Source organism: Fluviicola taffensis DSM 16823, from assembly GCF_943372375.1.
In the GTDB taxonomy this organism is placed as follows: Bacteria; Bacteroidota; Bacteroidia; order Flavobacteriales_D; family Crocinitomicaceae; genus Fluviicola; species Fluviicola taffensis_A.
Genome location: NZ_CALRYJ010000020.1, coordinates 29,783 through 56,429, shown reverse-complemented (window position 1 = coordinate 56,429; position 26,647 = coordinate 29,783). Strand labels below are relative to the sequence as shown.

At 40.3% G+C, this 26,647-nt stretch carries 22 protein-coding genes; 17 read left to right on the top strand and 5 right to left on the bottom strand.

The genetic code is table 11. From position 1 onward, the window contains the following. Nucleotides 1-178: 178 nt before the first annotated feature. Nucleotides 179-1,534 (bottom strand): Mur ligase family protein, encoded by a 1,356-nt coding sequence (locus tag AAG807_RS19145; RefSeq protein ID WP_341907589.1) that lies wholly within the window; start codon nt 1,532-1,534, stop codon nt 179-181. A 117-nt stretch (nt 1,535-1,651) separates the two neighbouring features. Continuing rightward, nucleotides 1,652-7,027 carry a hypothetical protein gene (locus tag AAG807_RS19140; RefSeq protein ID WP_341907585.1) on the bottom strand — a complete coding sequence of 1,792 codons (5,376 nt, stop codon included), beginning with the start codon at nt 7,025-7,027 and terminating at the stop codon, nt 1,652-1,654. Between the two features lie 103 nt (nt 7,028-7,130). On the opposite strand from AAG807_RS19140, the gene AAG807_RS19135 reads away from it, so the two are divergent. The 3 genes from AAG807_RS19135 (at nt 7,131) to AAG807_RS19125 (ending at nt 9,505) form a co-directional block, all read left to right on the top strand. Beyond that, on the top strand, nt 7,131-8,267 hold the full coding sequence (locus tag AAG807_RS19135; protein ID WP_341907583.1) for an FAD-dependent oxidoreductase: 1,137 nt from the start codon (nt 7,131-7,133) through the stop codon (nt 8,265-8,267). Between the two features lie 93 nt (nt 8,268-8,360). Further along, nucleotides 8,361-8,900, top strand: a complete 540-nt coding sequence (locus tag AAG807_RS19130; RefSeq protein WP_341907581.1) for a hypothetical protein — start codon at nt 8,361-8,363, stop codon at nt 8,898-8,900. 38 nt (nt 8,901-8,938) lie between these two features. Next, nucleotides 8,939-9,505 (top strand): T6SS immunity protein Tdi1 domain-containing protein, encoded by a 567-nt coding sequence (locus tag AAG807_RS19125; protein ID WP_341907579.1) that lies wholly within the window; start codon nt 8,939-8,941, stop codon nt 9,503-9,505. A 66-nt stretch (nt 9,506-9,571) separates the two neighbouring features. Here AAG807_RS19125 and AAG807_RS19120 read toward each other — a convergent pair whose 3' ends face one another. After that, nucleotides 9,572-9,985, bottom strand: coding sequence for a twin-arginine translocase TatA/TatE family subunit (locus AAG807_RS19120; RefSeq protein ID WP_341907576.1), 414 nt, complete (start codon nt 9,983-9,985; stop codon nt 9,572-9,574). A gap of 127 nt (nt 9,986-10,112) precedes the next feature. Between AAG807_RS19120 and efp the strand changes: the two genes are divergently transcribed. The 6 genes from efp (at nt 10,113) to AAG807_RS19090 (ending at nt 18,252) form a co-directional block, all read left to right on the top strand. Then, complete coding sequence (efp, locus tag AAG807_RS19115; RefSeq protein ID WP_341907573.1) at nt 10,113-10,679, top strand: elongation factor P; 567 nt, start codon at nt 10,113-10,115, stop codon at nt 10,677-10,679. Nucleotides 10,680-11,075: 396 nt separating this feature from the next. After that, complete coding sequence (locus tag AAG807_RS19110) at nt 11,076-11,849, top strand: alpha/beta hydrolase (protein ID WP_341907570.1); 774 nt, start codon at nt 11,076-11,078, stop codon at nt 11,847-11,849. 163 nt (nt 11,850-12,012) lie between these two features. Further along, nucleotides 12,013-13,296: a polyamine aminopropyltransferase gene (gene speE / locus AAG807_RS19105; RefSeq protein WP_341907567.1), complete on the top strand. Its 1,284-nt coding sequence runs from the start codon at nt 12,013-12,015 to the stop codon at nt 13,294-13,296. After that, the gene (locus tag AAG807_RS19100; RefSeq protein WP_341907564.1) at nt 13,289-14,341 is read left to right on the top strand and encodes an agmatinase family protein; all 1,053 of its coding nucleotides are present in this window, start codon (nt 13,289-13,291) and stop codon (nt 14,339-14,341) included. The genes speE and AAG807_RS19100 overlap by 8 nt, the downstream gene beginning before the upstream one ends. Before the next feature lie 91 nt (nt 14,342-14,432). After that, a complete protein-coding gene (locus AAG807_RS19095; protein ID WP_341907562.1) occupies nt 14,433-17,744 on the top strand; it encodes a SpoIIE family protein phosphatase in 3,312 nt (1,103 codons plus the stop codon). Further along, nucleotides 17,734-18,252 (top strand): hypothetical protein, encoded by a 519-nt coding sequence (locus tag AAG807_RS19090; RefSeq protein WP_341907559.1) that lies wholly within the window; start codon nt 17,734-17,736, stop codon nt 18,250-18,252. The genes AAG807_RS19095 and AAG807_RS19090 overlap by 11 nt, the downstream gene beginning before the upstream one ends. 96 nt (nt 18,253-18,348) lie before the next feature. Here AAG807_RS19090 and AAG807_RS19085 read toward each other — a convergent pair whose 3' ends face one another. Further along, nucleotides 18,349-19,263, bottom strand: coding sequence for a C40 family peptidase (locus tag AAG807_RS19085; RefSeq protein ID WP_341907557.1), 915 nt, complete (start codon nt 19,261-19,263; stop codon nt 18,349-18,351). 391 nt (nt 19,264-19,654) lie between these two features. On the opposite strand from AAG807_RS19085, the gene AAG807_RS19080 reads away from it, so the two are divergent. Both AAG807_RS19080 and AAG807_RS19075 read left to right on the top strand, forming a co-directional pair. Beyond that, a complete protein-coding gene (locus AAG807_RS19080) occupies nt 19,655-21,268 on the top strand; it encodes a S41 family peptidase (RefSeq protein ID WP_341907554.1) in 1,614 nt (537 codons plus the stop codon). Between the two features lies 1 nt (nt 21,269). Further along, on the top strand, nt 21,270-21,767 hold the full coding sequence (locus AAG807_RS19075; RefSeq protein WP_341907551.1) for a DUF1573 domain-containing protein: 498 nt from the start codon (nt 21,270-21,272) through the stop codon (nt 21,765-21,767). A gap of 36 nt (nt 21,768-21,803) precedes the next feature. Here AAG807_RS19075 and AAG807_RS19070 read toward each other — a convergent pair whose 3' ends face one another. Then, a complete protein-coding gene (locus tag AAG807_RS19070; RefSeq protein WP_341907549.1) occupies nt 21,804-22,271 on the bottom strand; it encodes a hypothetical protein in 468 nt (155 codons plus the stop codon). 197 nt (nt 22,272-22,468) lie between these two features. On the opposite strand from AAG807_RS19070, the gene AAG807_RS19065 reads away from it, so the two are divergent. The 6 genes from AAG807_RS19065 to AAG807_RS19040 are packed head-to-tail and all read left to right on the top strand — an operon-like array spanning nt 22,469 to nt 26,310. After that, complete coding sequence (locus tag AAG807_RS19065) at nt 22,469-23,086, top strand: L-threonylcarbamoyladenylate synthase (RefSeq protein WP_341907547.1); 618 nt, start codon at nt 22,469-22,471, stop codon at nt 23,084-23,086. Next, on the top strand, nt 23,083-23,649 hold the full coding sequence (locus tag AAG807_RS19060; RefSeq protein WP_341907543.1) for a gamma-glutamyl-gamma-aminobutyrate hydrolase family protein: 567 nt from the start codon (nt 23,083-23,085) through the stop codon (nt 23,647-23,649). Before AAG807_RS19065 ends, AAG807_RS19060 begins: the two co-directional genes overlap by 4 nt. Before the next feature lie 29 nt (nt 23,650-23,678). Next, nucleotides 23,679-24,944 carry a nucleoside recognition domain-containing protein gene (locus AAG807_RS19055; protein ID WP_341907542.1) on the top strand — a complete coding sequence of 422 codons (1,266 nt, stop codon included), beginning with the start codon at nt 23,679-23,681 and terminating at the stop codon, nt 24,942-24,944. Next, nucleotides 24,941-25,444 (top strand): hypothetical protein, encoded by a 504-nt coding sequence (locus AAG807_RS19050; RefSeq protein WP_341907539.1) that lies wholly within the window; start codon nt 24,941-24,943, stop codon nt 25,442-25,444. The genes AAG807_RS19055 and AAG807_RS19050 overlap by 4 nt, the downstream gene beginning before the upstream one ends. Nucleotide 25,445: 1 nt before the next feature. Next, the gene (locus tag AAG807_RS19045) at nt 25,446-25,946 is read left to right on the top strand and encodes a GNAT family N-acetyltransferase (RefSeq protein ID WP_341907536.1); all 501 of its coding nucleotides are present in this window, start codon (nt 25,446-25,448) and stop codon (nt 25,944-25,946) included. A gap of 28 nt (nt 25,947-25,974) precedes the next feature. After that, a complete protein-coding gene (locus AAG807_RS19040) occupies nt 25,975-26,310 on the top strand; it encodes an MliC family protein (RefSeq protein ID WP_341907533.1) in 336 nt (111 codons plus the stop codon). Nucleotides 26,311-26,647: the final 337 nt, after the last annotated feature.

Below are 26,647 nucleotides of genomic sequence, written 5' to 3'. Positions count from 1 at the left end.
AAGATTCTAATTGGTCAAAAGTCCCGGAGAAAGTGAGGTCTAATACACAAAATAGATTTTTTCTATGACTTCGTTTAGTTCACCTGACTTTCTCTGGTTCTTCAGTAAGTTATCAGTTTTTATTCTTTTAAACCTAAAGGTACTTCGTGGTAAGATAAAGCAACGAAGCTGCCAATTATCATCCCATCAACTCCTCACCCAGCTTCTCGTAATCGATCCCATCAAAGTTTCCGGAGGACATCATCAGTAGAACGGAATTATTCCAATTCTTTGAATGGATGAACTCCAGAACTTCCTCTGTTTTGTTGACCACTTTCACTTTGCCTCCAAAAGCATTTTGAACTTGCTCCAATGTCAGTGGTTCCAGCTTTTTATGTGCTACAACTGCCGGACTGAAATAAACCAGTGCTTCATCAGCCGCATTCATTGCTCCATCATAAAGTGGTAAGAATTCCTTTCTCAAAGAGGAAAAGGTATGTAATTCCATACACGCAACCACATTCCGATTCGGGTATTGCTCTTTAACAGCAGATGTCGTTGCTTTCAATTTGGAAGGCGAATGTGCAAAATCCTTGAACATAGTGAACATTCCCTTCTCTAACACCTTTTGAAGTCTTTTACCGGCTCCCTTGAAGGTTCTGATAGCCTTTAGGAACTCATCATTTGAAATATCCATCGATTCGGCCAAACGCATTGCTCCTACCAGGTTCTGTAAATTATGTGCTCCGAATATCTGCAACTCATACGCTTTTCCCTCATGTGTCATGATCGTTCCTGTCTCAGTAATACGATAAGCCGGAGTCTGATAAGGTTTTGTCTCCAGTTTTGTTTCAAACTCTTCTCCCAAACTTTTCAATGTCGGATCTTCCGTATTATAGATCAGCTTCCCTCCCGGTTCAATGACCTCACAAAAAATCCGGAATTGCTCAATATAATTCTCCCAGGTTGGAAACACATTGATATGATCCCAAGCAATTCCACTGATTAAAGCTGTATTGGGTTTGTAAAGATGAAACTTCGGTCTTCTGTCGATTGGGGAACTCAAATACTCATCTCCTTCCAGGATCATAAATTTTGCTTCCTCTGAAAGCTTCACCATGCAATCGTAGCCATCCAATTGTGCTCCGACCATATAATCCACATTCAGACCCAGTTCGTTCACTACATGAAGCAGCATAGAAGTAATCGTCGTTTTTCCGTGACTACCCCCAATGACAATGCGGTATTTGTTCTTGCTTTGTTCGTATAAATATTCCGGATAGGAATAAATGGGAATATTCAATTCCTTCGCTTTTAACAATTCGGGATTGTCCTCTCTGGCATGCATTCCCAGAATGACCGCATCCAAATCATCGGTAATCTTTTCCGGAAACCAACCAATGGAAGCAGGCAGGATTCCCTGCTTTTCAAGTCTTGTTCTTGAGGGTTCAAATAGTTCATCATCGGAACCGGTCACTTTCGCTCCTTTTCGTGATAAAGCGATGGCTAGATTATGCATTGCGCTTCCTCCAATTGCAATAAAATGAACATTCATAAAACAAGAATTAAATTTGATTCGAAATTAGTGGAATTGGTGCACAATAAAACAAGTAGGGGCGGAAAATTTTCCGCCCCTACTTGTTTATAATTAAAATTTATAATTAAAATCGAATTAATAATTGCGTTTCAATTTAGCATCTTGCGTTTCGCGTTGCCAAACCAATTCGGTACAAGGCTGACCATTTTTCTGATAGGTCACAATTTCCATTGTCTGTGTTCGGATGTAGACATTCGCTCTTCCATCTTTCACAACGACTCTTCTTGTAACAATCGCCGAAACCAACCCATCGGGTCCCAATTGATCAAACTGCTCTTGATTCACTCCTTCCGGATACTTTGACAAATCCACTTCGTAAGCTCCCGTTGATACTTTCACCGGTTGTTTTGATTCAATATCATCGATCGACTTTTTAGTAGACTGCGCTCTTTCATCTCCTTTTTCAGATTGAATTTTAGCGGTCGTTCCAAGCTCCTTGTTCGAATTCTTAATGATTGTTGCATTATCAGTCGATTGTGTATTCTGACCGGCTTTATCATCAATCTGATTTTGAGAAGTCGTGATCTTACTTTTATTCGCTACGATCTTATCGTCGTTGATGTTTTTCGCAGCCAATTGCGTTTGCGTACTTGCATCCTGAATCTGAGTGAAATTTTTCTTGTTCTCAGCCTGAGCAATTGAAGGAAGATCATTTCTCTTTTCAGCTTCTTTCTCTTTGAAGTCAAGTACTTGCTTATTCTCGATATTCTTAACGTATGCTTTGTTGTAATCTGCGCGTTGCAATTCCGTTTCTTTGTCTCTTGCCGTCTCAATCACATCAATATTCTCTCTGTGAGCCTCCACTCTGCTTGAGATTGCCTCGGTAGTCACTTTTTCCATTTCACTGGTCTTAGCGGCAAATCGTTGTGTGTTCTCCACGTGCTCCTTGTCATTTTCAAGCTTGTAAGTGGATTGCACTTTTTCAATCTCTTTGATCTTATCGTCGTTGTTTACAGAAAGAACCTTGTCTTCATTCGTTTTAATAGCGATATTGTTTTCAACCTTCGTTAAAACTTCTTTCGTCTCCACCGTTTTAGCATCAGATCGGTCTCTGTTCTTCGTCTCCAAATCGGATTGAACAACTGAAGCATCCCGCACTTTCTTTTCTTCCGCCAAACGCTCTTCCAAATCATCAACCGCAGTTTTCTCCAAACCGGTTCTTATTTTGGAATAGGCAACATCATTCTTAACAATGTCAGCGTAAGTTTCATTACTCATTTCAATTCCTGTATTCTCCAGATTCGCTGTAGATTTTTTAAGAATCTCATTGTTGTCAACCGGAGCTCCATCCAATGTGTTGTTAGTCACAATTGCAGCTTCAGTTGCAGCATCCAATTGCTCCTTCTGATTCACAATATTCAACTCCTTAATAATCTTATTCTCTTCTGTGCTTTTAAGCAATGTTTCAGCTTTTCCATCAATAATATCGACATTCCCCTGAACTTTTGCCGCAGCGGCAGCATCTCTTACCGTATTATCCACCCGAATCTCCGATAAGGTGCTATCTGCAGTTAATGCTGTATTGTTCTGTTTTGCGCTCAATTCTCCCGTCTTATCTGTCGTTCCACGCAATTTCTCCACCATCTTTCTGGAAGCTTTCCCTTTTCGGGTAATGGAAGCTTGTTCCAATCTTTTAGCTCCGTCCACTAATGAATTATCCGTTGGCTCTCCGAGATTTTTCAATTCCAATTTATTTGTTTCCGGAGCAGTAACTACAGTTGTTGCAACTGGTGCGCTCAGAATATTCTGAATCTCTCTCAACTTTTGTTTTGGATACGGGTCAGTCGGCTTTAATTTAGAAGCACGTTCGTAAAGTTCCTTTGCTTTTGTATAATTCTTGTTGCTGAACTTATCATCCGCTCCACTGATAATATTTCCATAAGCCCGCGCAATATCTGCATCCCGCTCTTCATTCAATTTGATTTCACATTTCTTAGATTGCTCGTAGACATATGCATTCGATGGATATTTTACCAGGATCTTATCGTACGCATTCTTTGCTGAAGACCATTTACCATCATTGAATTCAGCATCAGCAGCTGCAACCAAACCTTGAAGTTCTTTGTTTGCTGCATTCTCCTTCGCAATATCATCCAGGATCTGACGCATCTCAGCAATTTTATTCAATGCTGTCTGATCTTTTGCCTTATGTCTTAATGCTTCTTCAAAGTAAGTAATTGCCCCGTTGTAATCTTTACCCGAAGCTGCATTAGTTCCTTTGGACATCGCTTCACCATATAGTTTTTGTTCTTCCAAAGCAGGATCAACCTTATTGGCGATCAAGGATTGAAGTTCTGCGATTTTTTGATCGGGAACCAAATCATCCGGCTTAATTGTCTTTGCAGCTTTGTAAGCGGTGATCGCCTCCTCCAACTTATTCACTTTTGCCAATCCATCCGCCTCAGCCATTTTTTTGGCAAATTGGTTTTGTTGGTCCAACGCAGATTTCTCTGCTTTTTCAAGTTCCACAATCTCCTGCAGTCTTTGCTTCGGATATTGGTCTGATGGTCTGAAGTTCGCTGCACGGTTGAACATCTCTTTCGCCTTCACATAATTCTTTTCATCAAATGCCTTGTTTCCGACATCAATGATTTTTTGATAGGCATTGTCGCCATCACTTGTTTCTTGCTCTGATAATTTCTTCGCATTATCTGCTTTCTCTACTGGCAGTTTCTCGTATGGCTTCAAAACCAAGGCTGCATTGTAGGATTGGATCGCATCCGTATATTTTTTCGCAGCCAATAAATCATCCCCTTTTTTAAGAGCGGCTTGGTATTCTTGCTCCACTTTCAATTGCTCTGCACTCGCCTCTTTCAAAGCGTTGATCGCAGCAATCCGGTTTTTAGGTTCCTGTTCATTCTTGATTGCAATAGCCTCTGTGTATTTTGCGATTGCTTCGTCGTATTTCTTAGCGGCTTCCAGACCTTTTGCTTCTTCAAGAACCAAATTGTATTTCTTGTTCAACTCCACATCTTTTAGCTCTTCGGCAATTTTCTTATCACACCAGATAATTGCTTTTTCAATGTCATCATCCGATTTGATCGCTTTTGCTTCCAAATACTTTTGCTTCGCTTCCGCATATTTATTCTGATTCTGGAAAGCCATTCCTTCGCCTTTCAGTTTTTCAAAAGCAGCTTGTTTTTGAGCCTCACTTGCCTGGTCATTTTCCAACTTGGAAATCTCCAACATTTTGTCAGAAGCAATAGCGTTTGTAGGATCCAATGCAAGTACCTGTTGGTATTTTGCTTTTGCTCCACCCAAATCTTTTTTAGTTAAGGCAGCTGAACCATCAGCCAACAACTGGGTAATTTGTTTTTCCTTGTCAGCTTTCGCTATTAATGCATCAATTTCTTTGATCTTGTCTTTAGGTAGTGCCTGACCCGGATCCAATGCAGATGCTTCTTCAAATTTCTTCTTCGCTTCCGGAAGTTTATTCAATCCTAGTAAATCACTACCAGCCTTAACAGCTGCCTCGTACTTTTCTTTTTGAGCTGTAGCTTGGGCATTATCGGCAAGGATCTTTTCCACTTCTGCCAATTTATCTTTTGCTTCTGTTTTTGTAGCATCAAGCAAAATCGCCGCTTTGAATTTATCCTTAGCAGTTGTATAGTCTTTCGTAGCAAGTGCTGTTACACCGGCATTGAATGCCTCCTGATATTTTTGATTCTTGTCCTTCTCGGCATTTGCCTGAGCCTCTTTTTTACCGAGTTCAATCAGTTTTTGTTTCGGAACAGCTGAAGCGGCGTCTAACAATTGTGCTTCTTCGTACTTCTTTTTGGCATCTTCGAAATTGGAAGCAGCCAGGGCAGCATCTCCAGCGACAATAGCCTGGTCGAATTTCAATTTTTGCTCTGCTTTCTTACCTTCTGCCAAGATCTTAGCATCTATTGCATCTATTTTAGCTTGAACAGCAGCATCCGGAATCAATCCGATCGATTCCTGGTATTTCAATTTTGCATCTGCATATTTGGTCGCTTTATCCAATGCATCACCTTCAACTACCAATTGTTTCGCTTTCGCAATTTTCTCAGCATTTGCTTTTTCAAACTCCAATTGCTTGTTGATTTCCTCAATCTTCGCCTTAGCTTCCGCATTTTCTTTGTCCAAAGTCAAAACCTGATCGAATTTGGCTTTTGCACCAGGGTATTGTTTTGCTGTAAGCGCGGTATTCCCTTCAGCCAACAATTTGGTGATCTGTTCTTTTAAAGCATTTGCTTTTGCGATTTCCGCCAATTTAGCATCCGCTTCTTTTATTTTCTCTTTCGGATAAGTCGCAGCAGGTTCAAAAGTCAATGCTTCCGTGTATTTCGCTTTCGCATCCGCCCACTTCTCTTCTGCCAGAAGTGCATCTCCCGCAGCTACTGCATCGTTGTATTTTTGTTTTTTCTCCTGTTCTGATTTCTGTGCATTCAACTTCCCGTCCAAATCAGTCAACTTTGCTGTTGCTGCAGCATCGCCAGGTCTGATCTTCAACGCTTTTTTGTACTCATCACGAGCCGACATCCAACTTTTCTGAGTATAGAATTGATCTCCCTGCTTCATAGCAGCATCGTACTTAGCATTATTTTCAGCATCTTTTTTCGCCGCTTCAATCGCTAATTCAGCCTTCTCGATCTCGTCTTTCGGATATTGCTCCTGTTTTTTAGTCAAAGCTTCCTGATAACGGGCAATTGCCTCCGGGTATTTCTTCTGATCTCTCAATCCGTCAGCGGAAGTGATCAAAGCCTTGTATTCGCTATCCAATTGGGAATTTGCCAAGTTTGCTGATTTGGAAGCTTTCAGGATTCCATCAATTTCAATGATGCGGTCATTCGGATATTTCTCCGTTTCTTTTCCTTTGATTTTCGTAGCTGTTTCGTATTGAGCTAATGCTTCTTCGTATTTCTTCGCGGTAAATAAAGCATCTGCTTGCTTGATGATTGAATTGTAATTCGCGTCGCCTTGCTTTTGAGCACCTTCAGCGTCTTTCATTATTTTTTCAATCTTTTTAGCCATTTTATCAGCCAAAACATTGTCGTACTGCAACTCGGTATTTTGTCCGTCGAAGTAAAATTCAGTGATCGGATTCGTTTTGATGTAGCTATAGTCCACATTTTGAATTTCATCAAATAGCGAGATTTGAGCTTGTCCCGATGGTTTGGAAGTTCCCTGAAGCAATTCGTCATTTACATTCGCGACATTGATATTCAACATCCTGGATACTTTTCCGGCTTTGGAGACTTCCACCTTGTATTTCTTACCTGCTTTGAGCATTAGTTTCACTTCACCGGAAGCATCAGTAGTCTGAGTGGAGACTGTACTGGCACCTTCCAATAGTTTAACAGCAACGCCAGCTTCCTTCTTACCAGTGGTGTAATTGGTTGTCTTGATGAAGAAAGTAATATCCATCTGTCCAAAAACCAAGTTGGTCAGAAAGAAAAAGGAAATTAAAATAAGGAGTTTCACTCTCATGTTTTTAGTTTATTCTAGTCGTAGTACAACCGAAATTAATTTTGGTTTAAATTAGTTCAACTTATTCATACAAATATCGGTAAAAAAGTTCATTTTCGTTGCTATGATTCAATTTAAACAACTCAGTTTTTGGGAAAAAGTTACGCTTTTAGAAGAGATTGATTTTCTGATAGTTGGAAGTGGAATTGTAGGCTCCGCGTGCGCGCTCGAACTCAGAAGAACAAATCCGGACGCAAAAATCGTGATTTTGGAACGCAGTTATCTCCCACTTGGAGCAAGTACAAAAAATGCCGGATTCGCCTGTTTCGGCAGTGTGACAGAACTTTTGGACGACCTGCAAAGCACTCCCGAAGAACGCGTTTGGGATACGGTAAAATTGCGATTTGAAGGATTGGAACGTCTGCTTCAGCGCTTTTCTGCAGCGGATCTCCATTACGAAAACTGCGGCTCTTATGATTTGATTACGAATCAGGAAGAGTTGGCCATTTACGATCCGAAATTGGATGATCTGAACCGACAAATCGAATTCATAACCGGTAAAAGCAACTGTTATTCCTTTGAAAAAAATGTCCAGGGAAAATTTGGTTTCAAAGGCTTCGAAGGCGGATATTTCAATCGTCTGGAAGGAGCGATTGACACCGGAAAATTGCTTTTGGCAACCCAACAGGAACTGGCAAGCAAGCGAATCATCGTCTTAAACGGAATTGAAGTAAGCCATTTCAATCTGGATCAACAGGGAGTGATGATCGAAACCAATTACGGCGAGATCAGATCGCGAAAATTAGGAATCACCATTAATGGCTTCGCAAAAAAGTTAATGCCTGAATTAGCCGTAGAACCCGCAAGAGCGCAGGTTTTAGTCACTTCTGAAATCAAGGGATTGCAAGCCAAAGGAACCTTTCACATGGATAAGGGCTACTACTATTTCCGCAATATTGGAAATCGGATCTTGTTTGGCGGAGGAAGAAATCTGGATTTCAAAGGGGAAAACACATTCGAATTGGATCAGACCGAATTGATCCAACATACCTTGGAAGAGTTACTCAAAGAGAAGATAATTCCCGGTCTGGAGTTCACCATTGATTACAGATGGTCCGGAACCATGGGAGTTGGAAATGAAAAAGGACCGATTATTGAAAAGATCAATCCCCATACTGCAGTCGGGGTTCGACTTGGCGGCATGGGAGTTGCAATCGGCTCATTGGTAGGTGAAAAGCTTGCGCTCATCCTGAATGATTGAAAAATCCACGCAATATGCAACGGCAGATTTTTATCACCCGCCGTGGCTGACTCTTAATTTATTCTCGTATTTTCGGAGCAAATTAAACTAGTTATGAACGCAGCACACTCGCATTTAATCATCAATCACTTTCCTATAATCGGACTTATTTTAGGAATTATCGTTTTACTCATCGGAATTCTTGCAAAGTCTTCTGTTACACGACGAGTTGGATTACTACTGTTCATCATTGCCGGGATTACTGCTCAGATCTCTGACGCAACCGGAGAGGGTGCTGAACACTTTGTGGAAGAAGCAGTGGAACAACGAACCATTTCACAAGATTGTCCGGATGCAATCCAGCAAACACTTGAGAACAGCGAAGAAACAGAGACCCTGATCCACATTCACGAAGAACATGCCGAAGAATTATTGCCTTTCATGTGGGGAATTATGGCTCTATCGTTGATTGCTCTATTCCTTGAATTCAAGAAAAAATCAATGGCAATGCCTGCATCGGTGATTGTCCTGATAATCGGTGTTATTGCAGCTTACTTTGCAAAAGAAGTCGGAAATTCAGGCGGTGAGATCTCCCATCCGGAAATACGGAAAGATTTCAAACTAAGAGAAAACACTTACCAAGACGAAGATTAAACAGAATTGAGCAGAGTCGGAATGTAAATGATTAAAGTATGCTTGAAAATTTCAAAAAACACTTTCAACCCGGTGCGGATTGCATTCCTGCATCCGAAGAAACTATCGAAAAATACAAGAACAAGGTTCCTGAATCTTTAATTGAAATCTGGAAAACAAGCGGATTTGGAAAGTACAACGATGGACTGATCGAATTTGTAAATCCTGCCGATTTTGAAGACAATCTCTGGACTTGGCTCGGGAGAGAAGTCCCCAATTATGTTCCCTTCGCAATCAGTGGATTTGGAGAGTTGTTCTATTACCGGAAACTCACAGACGAAGAAGAAGATGTCTGCATGATCGATATTCAGTACCGCAAAATTGAGACATTGGTTTGGAGCATGGACGATTTCCTGGATGATTTCATAACCAATGTAGTCGAACGGAAGATGTGGCTTCGTGAAGATTTATTTGAAGAGGCTATTACTCAAAACGGAAAACTTGAAAAACACGAAGTCTTTACCTTCGCTCCTATACTAGCCTTTGGTGGAGGAGAAGAAATGGAATACCTTCAAAAAGGAAATGCGCAAGTTTATCAGGATCTGGTATTTCAAATGACCAGTTAAATTAATCACAGATTATAATAAACTAGTAGGGGGTGGAAAATTTTCCACCCCCTACTTTTTGAATTGTTATTCTTGTGCTAAATCTTTATTCGGTTCTTCGACAGGTTGATCTAATGCCGGACTAGATTCCGTAACAGCCGGTGAAGAAGGGTTTGCTATTCCGAAAGGTTTGGAAAATTGAGTTGGAGTCTGGATTATCTGATCCATTTTCACCGATTCTTCCAAAAGAGGTTTTTCGATGATATCTGTTGTTTCGCGAACCATCTTTTGCAAATCAAAATCAGCTTTCAGATCTCCGGAAGACTTTTTGATTTCATTCTGAACATCCTGAGTAGCCTGTTTGATCTGGTGCATCGTTTTTCCCATGGTACGGGCAATGCCTGGAATACTTTTCGATCCGAAAAACATCAATATAACTAGCAAAATCAGAACGATCTCTGAACCGCCGACATCACTAAGAAATAAAGGCAAAACTGTCATAATGACAACAAAAGTAATCGAATTAATTGAGCTATCCTAGCCTATTGTCTTACGAAACGTTAATTTTTAATCGTTTTTTAGATGATAATTTGGTTATATTTGCGCCCGAAAACATTAAAAAAGAAGCATGGCAACCACAGCAGATATTCGAAATGGATTGTGTATCAAATTCAATGACAAAATCAGTCAGATTATTGAATTTCAACACGTAAAACCTGGGAAGGGTCCGGCTTTCGTACGTACAAAAATGCGCATCATCGAAACGGGAAAAGTAATTGATAATACCTTTTCTGCAGGACATAAAATTGAGATCGTTCGTGTTGAAAACCGCGAATACCAGTACTTGTACCAGGAAGATCAGGATTACATTTTCATGAATAATGAAACGTTTGAGCAAGTTACGATCCCTGCAAAAATGATCGAAAGACCGGCTTTCTTGTTAGAAGGAATGGTTTGCAACATTTTGTATGATGCAAACGACGAAGTTCCTTTGGTAGTAGAATTGCCAATGTATTTGGTTTCCGAAGTGACTTACACAGAACCAGGAATTAAAGGCGATACTGCAACGAACTCTATGAAAGCTGCAACCATTGCAACCGGAGCTGAGGTGAAAGTTCCTTTGTTCATCGATATGGGAGAAATCATCAAAGTGGATACCAGAACAGGTGTTTACGTAGAACGCGTAAAAAACTAATTCAAACACATAACTGAATGAGAGGGAAATCTGCGGATTTCCCTTTTTTATGGTCGGAAAATTGAATCAATACATTTCCCACAAGTGTTATGTAGCAGGTCTCCTCAATCCAATTGAATTATTTAATTGGAAGATAGCAGATGAATACCAGATAGATAGAGCATAGATAAAGCATGGATAGAGTATGAAAATGTTATGGATTTAACAGGTGTGTTTACGGTGTTTCAGAGTGAAATCTAAAAAATATCGACTCAAATAACTTGAAATCAAACAACTCAATGCACGATTATGCTTTCTCAAAAGTGTAACCCAAAACCAGCTTGGTGTCCGATATTCTTTTCATTCTTTAATCAAAATAAAGTCTTAATATCCTAAAATCCTGAAGTCCAAAAAAAAATGGAAAAGATCATTCGTTTAGACTCAAAAGCGATCAATGTCCAGTGGATCAATCCCGGAGCATTCAATTCCTCCAAACCGGTTTTGGTATTTCTTCATGAAGCTTTAGGAAGCATCATCCAATGGAAAGCCTTTCCTTCCGAATTGTGTAACTCATTCAACTTGCCAGGAATTGTCATTGAACGAAGCGGACACGGGAAATCAAGCACATTATCCGGAGAACGCGGTATTCATTACTTACATCATTATGCGGATGAAACTGCAGATGTTCTTCGGGAAATCCTGAATCCCAATCAAAAATTCATACTAGTTGGTCATAGTGACGGAGGAAGCATTGCCTTGATCCTGGCAGCACGAAATACCAAAAACCTTCAAGCCATTGTCACCATGGCAGCCCACACCTTTGTCGAAAACGAAACCCTAGCCGGAATTCATCCGGCGATTGAAGCTTTTGAAGCTGGTAAATTGGATGGATTGTATAAAATACATGGAGAAAAGACAAAACCACTGTTCTATGCCTGGGCAAATACGTGGCTCACTCCCACTTTCAAAAACTGGGATATCCGGGATGAAATAAAGTTATTTTCAGCACCTGTTTTAGCAATTCAAGGAGCAGAAGACCAATACGGAACGGAAGAACAAGTGAATTCGATTGTATTGGATCATCCGAATCGAAAAGGAATCATTATTCCAACCTGCGGACATCACCCGCATTTGGAAAAGCCGGAAGAAACCATGAAAATCATTACAAAATGGATATCGAATCTCCAGTAGGTACACGATGCTTCGCGTACCTACTTCAATTGATTTCGATTTAAAATTCGGCATTCGTAATTCGGAATTATTACCCCAACATTATTTTTTCACATAATTCGATTCTAAACCATCTAAAACCAGTACCTTTGCGCTCGTTTTTATAATTTATACTGAATAGCTAATGAGTAATGCATTGGGGAACCATATTCTAGTTGAGTTTATGGGGTGCGATCCGCACATTATGAATGATGTATCTTCGATCGAGCGCGACATGGTAGACGCGGCGTTGAAAGCAGGTGCAACTGTGATTAATTCTACATTCCACCACTTTTCTCCCTACGGAGTTTCTGGTGTTGTGGTAATTCAAGAAAGCCATTTGGCAATTCATACATGGCCGGAATACGGTTATGCTGCTGTGGATCTTTTCACATGTGGAGAAATGGATGCCTGGATTTCATTTGATTATTTGAAAGAATGTTTTGGTGCCAAGAACTACTCTGCTTTGGAGATGAAGCGTGGTGCAGTTCAGTTGTTAACAAGAAATGACTTCGATATTTCTTCTATGCGTCAGAAAGCCGGAGAATGGTCAAATCCTGAAATGTATACCCGCAATGTGTGGTTTACAGATAAGGACGACAACCAAGCTTTGTCTTTGCGCTATACAGGAGAAGTTTTCTTCGATGTGCAATCTCCTTTCCAACGTGTTCGCATCCTGGAATCTCCTAAATACGGTAAGTTGTTGACTTTGGACGATATGTTCATGACAACGGAAAAAGATGAGTTCCATTACCACGAAATGATTTCTCACCCGGCTATGTTTACGCATGGAAATGCTAAGAATATCCTGGTAATAGGTGGTGGTGACGGTGGAACTGTTCGTGAATTCCTGCGCCATGACGGAGTGGAAAAAGTAACGATGGTTGAAATCGACGGAGAAGTGATCAAGGCGTGTAAAGAGCATTTACCTAGTATTGCTGCTTCATTCGATCATCCGAAATTGAACCTGATCGTAGGTGATGGAATTGCATTTGCTAAAGAAGCTGCAAATGAAGAATTTGATTTGGTGATTGTAGATGGTTCCGATCCGGTTGGACCGGCAGAAGGATTGTTCTCTGTGGAATTCTATAGAAACTGTCACCGCATCTTGAAACCGGGAGGAATTTTGGTTGCTCAGGGTGAATCTCCCAAATTCAATGAGCAATCATTTACTGAATTGAACATCACATTGCAACATATTTTCGGAAAAGAAAATGCTCCTGTTTCCTTGTTCTTCGTTCCTACATACCCAACAGGAATGTGGAGTTTCCAATACGGATTAAAAGGAAGTGCACAACCGAAAACAATTTCAAAAGAATCTGAGATCGAATCGTTTGTAAGCGCAAAAGGATTGAAATACTACAATTCGGATATCCATAAAGCAAGTTTTGCATTACCTAATTTCGTGAAAAGCCTGATTAATGGATAATTCAAGCAAATTTGATCCAAACGGAGTCGGAATTGCAAATGGAAATATTTTTGGATTCCCGGTTGAAGAAGGAAATGCGAATATCGTAATCATTCCTGTTCCCTGGGATGCTACGGCTTCTTATGGAAAAGGTACAAGTGACGGTCCGAAGGCGATTTTGGATGCGAGTACACAACTGGACTTTTATCATCCACAATTACCGGAAGCCTGGAATACACAGGTTTTCATGACGCCCATTTCGGAGGAAATGAAGCAAATCAATGACCAGATGTGTATCGATACTGTTCAATACATTGGATTTCTGGAAGAAGGCGGTGAATTGGAAGAAAACAGTCCGTTTCACGAAGTGCTTGAAAAAGTGAATGCAACTTCGGATTTGTTGAGAACAAACCTGAAAGAGCGTGCAACGAAATTGCTTGCAGAAAATAAGATTGTTGCCGTTTTGGGTGGCGAACACAGTACACCACTGGGTTTAATGGAAGCTTTAAATGATCAGGGACAATCCTTTGGAATTCTTCAGATTGATGCACATGCGGATTTGAGAGAAGCCTATGAAGGTTTCCAGCAATCGCATGCAAGTATCATGTACAATGTATTGCAATCCTGCAATAATCTTCAAAAGTTGGTGCAGGTCGGAATTCGCGATATTGCACATTCTGAGGTGCTTCTGTCTGATTCGGACCCGAGAGTGAAAACATTCTACGATTGGGATTTGAAAAAAGGACTATTCGAAGGACAGACCTGGAAAGAACAAGTATCCATGATTCTGAATGAATTGCCTGAGCGTGTTTATATCTCATTTGATATTGATGGTTTACTCCCTTCACTTTGCCCGAACACAGGTACTCCTGTAGTTGGTGGATTTGAATTGGAACAGATCAATTACTTATTCTTCCAACTCGTTGAATCCGGTCGGAAGATCATCGGGTTTGACTTGAATGAGGTATCTCCCGGGAAAGAAGGTGATTGGGATGCAAACGTTGGTGCAAGAGCACTTTGGAATTTGGTTTGTGCAACAGAAAAAAGCAGAAAAATAAACTACTGATATTGCAGTTCCTGAACTGAGCTAAACACCTGAAGAAAAATACACTTCAGGTGTTTTTTTATTTATATATTCGTATCGTATAACAAAAGGGATGTTGAAAAACAAAGGGATACTTCTATTAATACTGTTTACTGTTCACTTTGCGGTGTTTTCTACTGCTCAGAACATTACGCTACAAGGAAGGATCAATACCAAGCATTTCTCCATCAACGATTACGGTAGCGCAGGTCAAATCTGGACAGGTCTTCAATCCGCCAATGGCAATGTACTTTTCGGAAACAGACAGGATATTCTTTCCTTCAACGGAATAGAATGGGCTAAGATCAAAACCGATTCTGAAAAAACCAAAAAGACCATTCAGGAAAGTTGCACGGAAACCTATGTTTCCAAATTATATCTTGCTTCCGACGACCGTGTTTATGTAGGACGGGATAACAACTTTGGTTACCTCGATTACTCCAGCAAAGGTGAATTAGTTTACTTCCCGGTTTTCTACGGTGGTGTGAAAAACAACATCGGACAAGTTTGGAATATTTTCGAATTGGGAGACAATTCCATCCTCTTTGTTGCAGAAAAAGGGCTTTACATCCTGAAAAACGGCTCAGCTACCAAATTGGATGTTCCGGTGGCGTTCCAGGAATTGGAATGCAAGACCTCTTGCCGGATTCTAAATGGTGTTTTACTGACATTCCAAACAAAAGCGGAATTCAAAACCCGCAGGGAGAACTATTTGTATTACGATGTAGTGAATTCAAAATTGAAAGAGCTGCAACTCCCTTTATCCGTGCACATTAAAAATATCCGTGGTAGTTTCCAAATTGATAATGTCTGGTATATCGTCGATGCACGAAGTAAAATATTCAGTGTCAATAATTCACTCGGGAATAATCAGAATTGGGATTCTGTGCCCCGCACCAAATTCCCTTGTCTCAGTAAGTATTTTGTAAACACCGTTACTAAAGCCGGAAATTACCTCTTGGTTAGTACTGAGAACAATGGACTTATTATTGGTGATTTGTCAGGAAAGATCATTCGGGAGTATAACCTGGAAGATGATTTGGCAAACTTGACTGTAAACCAGTCATTCTTTGATAACGACTTCAATCTGTGGCTCTGTTTGGGAAATGGTATTCAGTTTATCGAAACCGGTTCTCCTCTCTCCTATTTCCATAAAAACGAAGGTGTCACCTCACAGATCGAAACCATCGACTTTAACTCGGGGATTCCTCTAATAGGAACTCATAACGGGATTATCTCTCCTTTGAGATCAGAATCAGGCAACAAGCTGGTTCCATTTGGGACTTTGGATGAGATCATTTTTGACATTGAAACGATTAAAACAAGAGCTGGTAACAAATCCATGATCATTGGATACAACGGAGTCTTTGATCTGAATACAGCATCGGCTAAACATGTTTCAGCATCGTACCAATATGCCATTGCTTTTGAGAAAAATCCAAAAGATCCCAATTCCATTTATTTCACACTGGAAGGCGGATTGGCAAAACTGAAACTGCTTCCGAACGGGAAATGGGAATACGAAGAGCTGGTTGGGGAAGCCGGTGGTGAAACGGTCAGCCTGGCTTACCTTCATAACAAAGTCTTTTTCAGTATTCGCTCCAAAGGAGTCGGGATCTATGATTTGAAAACTAAAAAATTCAAAGCAATTACCATTTCAAGCCTCAGCAAGGAAGATCAGAATAACAATTTCTATGTCGAAGAATTCAAAGGTCAGATTTTCGTGGGAACTGCAAATGGAATGTTTGTTTACGATGAAAAAAAGGACAAAATCGTTCCGTTCGAACCTTCCAACGTATTCAAGACCAAGAATTACAAGAACACCATTCACCGCATTATCAACGTCAACAATGAACAACTTTGGGTGGTTGTTTACCAGGATAAAAAAGACGGAAAGTTTGAGAATATATTCGGTTGGTTTGAAAAACGCGGAACCGAATGGCATTGGACCTCCTGGCCTTTGACCGGTTTGAAGAATGCAGGATTGGTCTTTGCAGTTGAAAAAAATCCATTAGCCAATGAAATCTGGGTCGGTGCGAATGACGGACTATTCATTTTAAACCTGGATGCCATTCGCAAAAACCGCAATCCATTCAAGGTTCAGATTGACCGGTTCGAAGTGAATGGAAAAAGTTTCCTTTACGACGTTTCGAAAAGTAAGAAACTGGAAGGTTTGAGTTACTCACAGAACTCCTTCAAACTGATCTTTCATGCCAATTCATTCTCCTGCCTGGGTCCAACAACTTTCAGTTATAAATTGGAAGGATTCAGTGATCAGTGGTCACAATGGTCTGCGCTCAACTTTGCCAACTTTGAGAAAATACCTGAAGGAACGTATACATTCAAAGTCAAGGCAAAATCAGCTTATGGAATTGAAAGTGAGGTCCTGACCTACGAAATTGTGGTCCTGCCGCCTTGGTACAGAACAGCTTGGGCATATATCCTCTATGTCATCCTACTCATTTTATTGATCTATTTGGTCGTTCAACTTTCCACCCAACGGGTAAAAAGACAAAACATCCGATTGGAAGAAATTGTTCAGGAAAGAACCAAAGAGATCGCAGAACAAAATCATCAGTTGGAAATCCAAAAAGAAGAGATTACAGCTAAAACAGTGGATATTCTGGACAGTATCCATTATGCGAAACGGATTCAATCCACCATCCTTCCTACAACCACCCGTTTGAATGAGTTGTTCAGACAGCACTTCGTATTCTACCGTCCGAAAGACATCGTTTCGGGTGATTTTTACTGGGCGCGTGAAGTTCAGGGAAAAGTCATTTTCTCTGCGGTTGACTGTACCGGTCATGGTGTGCCGGGAGCTTTGGTGAGTATTGTCGGAAATAACGGTTTACTTCGCGCTATCAATGAATTCAAGTTGACAGAACCCAATGATATTTTGGATAAGCTGCGTGAAATCGTAATTGATGCATTCAGAGCAGAAGGTCAATCGGATGTGAAAGACGGGATGGATATTGCGCTCTGTTCGATCGACCAGAAAACCGGAATCTTAAAATTCTCCGGAGCAAACAACGAATGTGTCATTATCCGCAATGGGGAAATCATCGAATTAAAACCGAATAAACAACCGATCGGTCAATTCATTGACGCCAAACCATTCAATAACCAGGAGTTCCAATTGGAGCACAACGATTGTGTCTATTTATACACAGATGGATATGTCGATCAATTTGGTGGTGAACGCCTGAAGAAATTTAAATCGAGACCTTTTAAAGTATTGCTTTCAACCATTTATCAGTTGGATATGGAGGAACAATACAAAGAAATACAACGCACTTTTGATGCCTGGAAACACGATGTGGATCAGGTCGATGATGTCTGTGTATTCGCAGTAAAATATATAAAATCATCGCATGAGAGCTAAATGGCCCATCTTACTTGCTTGGGTGTTTTTGGCACTCTTGATTCTTCTTTTCTTAGGTTGGAGTGAATTCTCCTGGAAACTGACGAAAGTTCTTCCCTTTTTCATCACTTGCCTGTTCCTGTTCTTTCAAATACTGACAGTAAGCCGAATCAGCTCAAGGACATTTCGTTTGATCAATAACTCCCTTCTGATTATACAGATCTTGGTTCTAGGATCATTTTTACTTTCATGGGTTGAGATCGGACAGACTTGGAAACTAAACATGTTGTTCTTGTTAGCTGCGACACATGTCTATTTGTTAGATCTGAACAATCGCTTCATTCAGAACAGGTTGTTTTCAAAATGGTTCCTATTGGTCTTACTCGTGATCAGTTTAGTAGCATTCCTGTTTATCGACAAATCACCGTATCTGATGAATGTCGGGTTTATCAGCGCCATGATTTCAGGATTGATCGTATTGATAAATATCTTTTTGTTTAATCCGAAGAAGGAGGATTCAAATAATTAAGATCTTGTAGGTCACCTCCCTTAATCCCTCCTCAAGGAGGGAAACACAAATCGATTCCTCCCTTGAGGGAGGATAAAGGAGGGTGGCGAAGAGAAACTAGTCGCCTTTCACATAAGTCCCGATCGCATAAAGTCGTTTCAACCAATACTCGGAATCCTCAATATTTGTAATGATCACTCCCTTGCTTGAACTTGCATGGATCATTGTCAATGGCTCACCCTTAGCAGAAACAATAATTCCTACATGTGAGATTCCCGAACCGTTATTGAAAAACACCAAGTCTCCCTTTTGGGCATTTTTCTGCTTCACTTTCGTAGATGAATTGTATTGATCTTCGGCTCTTCGGCTCAAGGTAACCTTGAATTCCTTCATCACAAAACTGGTGAATCCGCTGCAGTCAAACCCGTTTGCATCCACCCCGGCCCATTTGTATGGAACCCCCAATTGCTTTTTGGCATATTTCACAATTGCCTCGCGTTCTTGAGAAGTTGCAGCCGTTTCCTTGATCTCGGGAGCATCCACAACCGGAGGCTGAATTTCTCCGGGAACATCCAAATCCGGAATGCGATCAAATAATCCAAAGAGAATCTGCTGGATCTCATCATATTTTGCTTGCTTCCCTTCAGATTTATAAGCCAATGCCTTTTTCACCAAGTCGCGTTTTAACTGGGACACATGATTCAAATGCGTATTGAACACCTTGATACCATCAGGTGAGGCCAATACCAAACTGAATAGCTCTCTGGCTTCCTGTAATGCTTTCGGATGGAATTCAGCCCATAATCCCTGATCCGCCAATTGGAACAAGGCTAAACTCTTATAGAATTCCGGTTTATAGGAATAATCATAATCCGGCTGATCCAGCAAGCGATTTGCTTTGCGTAACACCATTTTATAATGCCCCTGATCATACAAAACCTCCAGCTTATCCAAAGCCTTTACCTGACCAAAAGATACGCTTGAAATACAAATCAAGCCTGCTAACAACCATAAAACCTTTAACTGCTTCATATCCGAACTATACGTCTTAAAATTACAAAAAGCACCTATTTATAAGGAAATAAAAGACCAACATTTAATTGTTCGTAACTCTGAAAAAAGCAGAATGAGAAACAGACCGCGTTCGCTAAAACTATAGCGGTAGCGAAGCGAGAATGAGGAAACCTCTTTTACAAAACGAATACTCTTTTAACCTGAAGCCACGCGCCGTTTGGTGAAGAAGGAAATTAAACCCATCTCTCCTTCTCCCAGCCGTGACTGACTCATTCTCCTTTCTCATTCTCATTCTCATTCTCATTCTCATTCTGTTTTCTGATTTTTTAACAGGATTCCGCAAGTTAGATAGTATCGAACAAGTCGATTGAACGTTTTATCATTATATTAGTATTCTTAAGAAAAATGTATGAAGTATTATAGCGTTTTGTTGGTTTTGGGGCTAAGTATCCAACCATTTACATCTTCTGCCCAAAAGGTTCCGACAGAACCTAAATCACCTACCAATGGTCAGCGCCTGGATGAGATTTTCACTTATATCGATAAATTATACGTCGATCCTGTAAACGACAAGGAATTGATGGACGCTGCTATTGTCAGCATGTTGGAAAAGTTGGATCCGCATACCGTATATATTCCAAAAGATGAAGTTGAAGCAGCAAATGTTGCCATCGACGGAAGTTTTGTGGGAATCGGAGTTCGTTTCCAAATTTTAAAAGACACCTTGATGGTCGTGGAAACAATCGTTGGCGGACCATCTGAAAAATTGGGAATCCGTGCAGGTGATAAAATTGTTGCCATTGATGGTCAAAGTGTGGCTGGAATCGGATTGAAAAACAATCAGGTACGTGAAAAATTATTGGGCGAAGCCGGAACGAAAGTACGTGTGGACATCATGCGTAAAGCACAAAAGAAACCAATCAATTATGTCATTACAAGAGATAAGGTTCCCGTAAATTCGGTTGATTGCGCTTACATGGTCAGCCCGAAAATCGGCTACTTGAAATTGACCTCTTTCTCACGCAGTTCCCACGATGAAATCAAAAAAGGAATTGACAAGTTGAAAGCTCAAGGTATGGAAAGTCTGGTATTGGATTTACAAGGAAACGGTGGTGGATTGCTTTACGCCGCACAGTTGATCGCCGATGAGTTTTTATCCGATAATAAATTGATCGTATACTCCGAAGGTCGTGCCCAACCGCGTCAGGATCTGAACGCAGGTAGAAGCGGTTCCTGGGAAAAAGGTAAAGTAGTCGTTTTGATCGATGACAACTCCGCTTCAGCTTCTGAGATTCTTTCAGGTGCGATCCAGGATTGGGACCGTGGATTGATCGTTGGTAGAAGAAGCTATGGAAAAGGATTGGTTCAAAGACCGATTGATCTGTCTGACGGCTCTCAAATGCGTTTGACTATCGCACGTTACTTCACTCCATCCGGACGTTTTATCCAACGCTCTTACGAGAATATAGATGATTACAAGAATGAATACATGAGACGCTTCATGCATGGTGAGTTCTCGCATATCGACAGTATCAAACTTCCTGATTCGTTGAAATTTGAAACAAGAGTGACCAAAAGACCGGTTTATGGCGGAGGTGGAATCATGCCTGATTTCTTTGTTCCGATTGATACTTCCGAGATTACGGATTTGTATCGCAATACGGTTCAAAATGGCTCTTTCACTAGTTTCCCTTTGACTTATGTCGACAAAAACAGAGACGAATTGCATAAAAAATATGAAACGGAAGATCAGTTCATTGCTAATTTCAACATTGACAAGAAATTGATGGATGAATTCTTTGCTTACGTGAAAAAGGAAAACAAGGATTTTGAGTTCAAGGAAGATCAGTATAAGATCAGCAAGAACATAATGGAATTGAGGTTAAAAGCAACTATTGCAAACGACCTTTTCGGAATCGAAGCATTCTATAAAATCTACAATCAAAAGAATGAGATTCTTCAGAAAGCAGTTCAATTGCTTCAATCAAATGAATACGACAAACAAAAATTGGCATTAAATTAAAATGAAAAAAAGAAGTTTCCTTATCGGCCTTTTACTACTAGGCGGAACACTCGTTGCTTGTTCAGGCAATACAGAAAAAACAACGGATGAGAACAACATGGTGCTGGAAGTCGCTGACGATCCAGAAACAATTAAAGCCAATGAAAAGGCTTTAAAGGAATTGAAGGAACAGCAAGCAATTGAAGCTGCATCGGTCACCTCCATGAAAATTGACAAGGAAATCCACGATTTTGGAAAAGTTGCTGATGGAGCTGAGAACTTTTGTGAGTTCACGGTTACGAATACAGGTGACAAACCATTGGTCCTTTCAGATGTGAAGGCAAGTTGCGGATGTACCACACCAAGTAAACCCGAAGGTCCGATCGCTCCCGGTAAATCCGATAAAATTGAGGTTAAATTCAAACCCAATGGAAAAGGTGTGAGCGAAAAAACGATTACAATCACTGCCAATACCGATCCGCGAATCACGGTGGTTCGGGTAAAAGCAGACGTACAATAATAAAAAATAGGGGCAGAAAATTTTCCGCCCCTATTTTTATAATAATCCTTTCAACGCCGAAGATTTCTTGGCGTACGATTCAAGAGCAGTTTTTGTAGATTCCTTCAATTTACTGTAACCTGCAACAATCGTTATCACATCATCATCAATGTTTCCGCTGTATTTCAATTGTTTTGGTGCATTTTCCTGAATCAATAAACGCAAAAAACGGTACTCCGCATTTCCATCATTCGATTTTATTTCCGACTCCAGGATTTTCTTTCCTGCATTAAACAGATTTAATTTATCCTTTGCCGTTTTTTGAAATTGTGCTGCTTTCATTTGAAGCGCCCCTTTAAACGCTTTCACCTCAGAAGATTCTTTTACACTTTGAATTCCGTCCAATTGTTTTTGGACCACTTCCTTTGAATCACTTGCCAAAGCACTATAAATTGCTTTCCGATCCAATTGGGCTTTCGCCTGGAAACTAAAAACAGGAATCAAAAGGAGAATCAGGTATTTCATAGGAATTGTTTTTGTGCAAAGATACTCGTTAATTCAAAATGGTGAATGCAAAATTAAAAAGCTATTATTCGGTAGAATTTGTGTTTTCCATTTTTTGCATTTTGACTCACAAAAGGTGTTCCAAACTGGAGAAGTGGGATTTTTGTAACCGTCTGTCATCGAATTTTACTAAATTTATATAAGCAAATCATTCAAACATGTTCATAGAAATTAATCCGGATAATATTGACAATCGTCTCGTTCAACAAGTGATTGACGAACTAAAAAAAGGCGGAATCGTCATTATTCCTACAGATGCCGTTTACGCGGTTGCTTGTGATGTCATGAATAAGAAAGGATTAGCTGAATTGGCTAAATGGAAAGATGTGAAGCTCTCAAAGGCAAATTTCTCCATCATCTGTTCGGATCTGAGTCAGGTTTCCGAATATGTAAAACAATTGGATCGCAATACATTCCGCTTGCTGAAGCACTATTTACCCGGTCCATTCACCTTCATCCTGGATGCAACCAATGAAGTATCCAAGTTATTCGATTCAAGCAAAAAGGAAATCGGGATTCGTATTCCTGATAATAAAATCGTACACGCAATTGTTGAACGGTTGGGTAATCCCTTAGCTGTTACTTCCCTTCACGACTCCGAAGATGAGATCATGGATTATTTTGTTGATCCCGCTTCCATTTATGAACGATATGATGAGGAAGTTGCCATGATTATTGATGGTGGTCCCGGAAAACTGGATGCCTCCACCATTGTGGATTGCACAAATGGAAATGCAGAAATTATCCGTCAGGGAGTTGGTCAGATAGATTTATGATTGTCATTATCGATTGTGGAAGTTCCAAAACACCGTTGATTGAATCCATTATTTATGAATTCATGGATACGCGTGTTGTTCCCCTGTTTGAGTTTAAAAGGGAATTACATACTGATGTACTTGGTTTTGTAATCTCCGGAGCCCCGATTCTAATAACGGAAGTGGATACGGAACCTTATCTGAAACAATTTGAATGGCTAAAAACAGAAACTTTACCCGTTTTGGGAATTTGTTTCGGACATCAGATGCTTGGTCTGACTTTTGGGGCTTTATCCAACAGGCAACGTGAAGACCGCGATTGGCAAATTATTGAAACCATCACAGACTGTCCGCTTTTTGACAAACTTCCCACAGAAATCGAATTGATGGAAGATCATTGTGAGGCCATTAGCATACCGAAGGATTTCATTCACGTTGGAGTATCTGACGCAACAGTAAACGAAGCAATGATGCATCAAAACAAACCGCTTTACGGAGTTCAATTCCACCCGGAAGTCTCCGGAAATCATGGTGTGGTAATTCTTGAAAACTTTGTTCATATTTGCGAAAGACATTCCAACTAATCAACCGATTAAATACCGATTTTTGATTTATGTTATTTAATCGAATATGGATCGGCTTTTTCCTCATTGCCTTTTTGGTTGGGACGAGTAAGCTGATATTCTGGCAAGACCTGGATATCTACAAACGAATGATGGAAGCCCTGTTTGCTTCAGCAAAATCGGGTTTTGAAATATCTTTAGGACTTACCGGCGCACTTTGCTTTTGGCTTGGATTCATGAGAATTGGAGAAAAAGGTGGAGCTGTTCTCTGGTTATCCCGATTAATTTCACCTTTGTTTACTCGTATTTTCCCCGAAATTCCCAAGAATCATCCGGCAACAGGATCTATCATGATGAATTTCAGTGCGAACATGCTCGGACTGGATAATGCAGCTACTCCCTTAGGTTTAAAGGCGATGCAGGAAATGCAGGAGTTAAACCCCAATAAAGACACTGCTTCCAACGCTCAAATCATGTTTCTGGCATTGAATACAGCAGGTTTGACAATTATTCCGGTAAGTGTTCTTGCTATTCGATCTCAATACCATTCAGACAACACTACCGAAGTATTCCTCCCTATCCTGATTACCACTTTCCTATCTGCCTTGTTTGCACTTATCATAGTTGCGATCAAACAACGGATCAAATTGATTGATCCAGTAGTTCTTGCTTATTTCCTTGGTGGTTTGGGCTTTATCTCGTCACTACTACTCTGTTCGTTTTGGTTTCCACAATATACTGAAGCCATTTCCAACATCATGGGTAATGGAATTCTCTTTGCAATTATTCTTTTGTTCCTGATCCTTGCCATTCGCAAAAAAGTGGTGGTTTATGAAGAATTTATTGAAGGTGCCAAGGAAGGATTCCAGGTTGCAATTACTATTGTACCATATGTTATCGCTATTCTTTGTGCAATCGGATTATTCAGAGCATCCGGAGCCTTGGATGCAATGCAGGATGGATTAGTTTGGTTTTTCACTGCAATCGGAATGGTACACACCGAATTTGTGGAAGCACTTCCCGTTGGATTGATCAAACCATTCAGCGGATCAGGAGGACGTGCAATGATGCAAAGCGTCATCGAGTCCAATACCACAACTACCATTAAAGGAGTTGATACTTTTGTTGGAAAAATAGCTGCCACCATGCAAGGAGGAACTGAAACGACCTTTTATATTCTAGCTGTCTATTTTGGCTCCGTAAAAATCAAAAACACCAGATATGCAGCTGGAGTTGGACTAATTGTTGATATAATCGGGATTATTATTGCTATCTTAGTTTCATACTTATTTTATCAGGTTCCGGCAGTCAAATGAATTGGTTTAAACGCATATTTGGAAAAGAGCCTTTGGAGCAAAAGCAAAAAAAGGTGGAGGTCGCAAAAGCGAATATCGAATTTGCTGAATTCAACTATCCTACCAAAATTATTTTGGCGTGGATCAAAGCCTTGGAAGGTCACCAGGATCTGACAAAGTTCCTTTATGAAAATGGTTACGAAGAAATTTTCTTTTTGAACCAGGCGATCAACCTGAAACAGGATGCTCGGGATTGGTTACTGAAAAACGGATATCCACATTTGATGGCCTTTGTAAATGCTGCTGAAGGAAACGAAAGCGCCCAACATTGGCTACAGGTTCATGGATTCGAATTTTTGTACAATGCTGCAATCGCGATCGACGATGAACCCGAAGGATTCAACTGGTTGAAACAGCATTCGGATGAATTCACCTTCAGCCTGATCAAAACCATCAAACAGGTGAAAGACAAAATCGAGTTCAATCACAACGATATCTATTCCTTTGGAAAAGACACTTAACATGATTACTATTCGCGCAGCTGGAAAAGCTGATATTTCAAAAATTGAGGAAATCGCCAAAAAAACTTGGCCCATTGCTTATAAAGAAGTGATTTCTTCGGAGCAAATTCGCTATATGCTGGATTTGATGTACAATAAGGCAAAAATAGAGGCTGCAATTCAAGATCCGAATCAAGCATTTTGGCTAGCCGAAAAACAGGGTGAAACACTGGGATTTTGTGGTATTGAAGTCCATAACCCGACCTCTGAATATCTTCGCATCCACAAACTCTACGTTTTACCGGATACACAAGGATTAGGCATTGGGAAATTATTAGTGGAAAAAGTGATGGGGGAAGCACAATCTCATGGACTCCATTTACTTCACTTGAATGTAAACAAAAAAAACAAGGCCTACTATTTTTATCAAAAACTAGGTTTCAAGATTGATCGTGAAGAAGTCATTGATATTGGAAATGGATTTGTCATGGACGATTTTGTCATGGTCAAGGATTTGAGTTGATTTTTGTATCCTATTTAAAACCAATTAGATGAAACACCTTACTTCAGGAATTATTTTAACACTGTTACTGAGTGCATGCGCCGGGAATAATGTCATCAAGAAGAATCGCAACATGGAATTCAATTGCGAAAATGATTTCAAAGTCCGCTTCACAGAAAGTTTGACTGTCACCAATGGGGATAGCACAGAGAAGATCACGGTTAAAGTGAATAGCCCGAAACTGAATAAGGAATTTGATATGAAACAGGTTCGTGCCGCTAGTGGCGTGAAATATGCAACCAAAGACGGGAAATACATTTACTGGGAACACCAGGGTGAATTTACCTTTGGAACGGAGGATTCTACTTATTGTTTGTGCGATTAAAGGTTGCCTTCGACTCCGCTGCGCCAATGCTGTAGCTTGTGCCGCCACTAAAGCTTTGGCGACATGAGGTCAGCGCAAGCATTCAGTCACCTTTTATTTCTTCTTCTCCTGCTAATCATTTGAATCAACACAAAAATCAACAATGCGTCCAAAATAAACAAGAGGTTGAAACAAAAATGAGGAATCGGTGGATAAAGAATAGACCAAGAACCTACAAAACTAGTTTTTGAGAACGCAAATATGACTTCAATACCCAGCAAACAAAGCATTATAAATAAAACCAGGGTACTTGTCAATAAAATCAAATAGGAAACAAATCCCTGTTTATTAAACCCAT